This window comes from Micromonospora noduli (assembly GCF_003264365.1).
In the GTDB taxonomy this organism is placed as follows: domain Bacteria; phylum Actinomycetota; class Actinomycetes; order Mycobacteriales; family Micromonosporaceae; genus Micromonospora; species Micromonospora noduli.
On sequence record NZ_PYAK01000141.1, the window covers coordinates 1 to 657 of the forward strand.

1 protein-coding gene is annotated in these 657 nt (G+C 74.3%); it reads left to right on the forward strand.

Annotation, left to right across the window (positions count from 1 at the left end):
• On the forward strand, nt 1-657 hold a 657-nt coding region (locus GUI43_RS33305), incomplete at both ends, for an HNH endonuclease signature motif containing protein (protein ID WP_146765987.1).

Here is a 657-nt window from a genome sequence, read left to right on the forward strand (position 1 = left end):
GACATCGCCGACGCCGCCACCCAAGCCGCCCTCGACGCCGAAGCACGCCGCGCCACCCGCGACCGGCACCTCACCCTGTCCGAGCAGACCGACGGCCGACTGCGACTCACCGGCACCCTCGACACCGAAACCGCCGCCCTGTTCCGCGCCGCCATCGACCCACTGAGCGCCCCGTCCGGACTGGACGACACCCGCTCCCCCAGGCAACGCCGCCACGACGCCCTCGCCGAGGTGTGCCGACTCGCCCTCCGAACCGGCGAGCTGCCCGAACACGGCGGCGACCCCGCCCAGATCGTCGTCACCACGAGCTACGAAGCGCTGACCCGGCAGCTGAGCAGTGGCGCCCTCGACACCGGCCTCAGCCTCACACCCGAGGCCGTGCGTCGGCTGGCCTGCGACGCGACCCTGCTGCCCGCCGTCCTCGGCGGCACCGGCCAGGTCCTCGACGTCGGCCGACAACGCCGCCTCATCACCGGGCCACTGCGCCGCGCCCTCGTACTCCGCGACCGCGGCTGCGCGTTCCCCGGCTGCGACCGCCCACCCCGCTGGTGCCACGCCCACCACATCCACCACTGGGCCGACGGCGGCCCAACCAGCCTCAGCAACGCCGTCCTCCTCTGCGGCCACCACCACCGACACGTCCACCAGACTGACTGG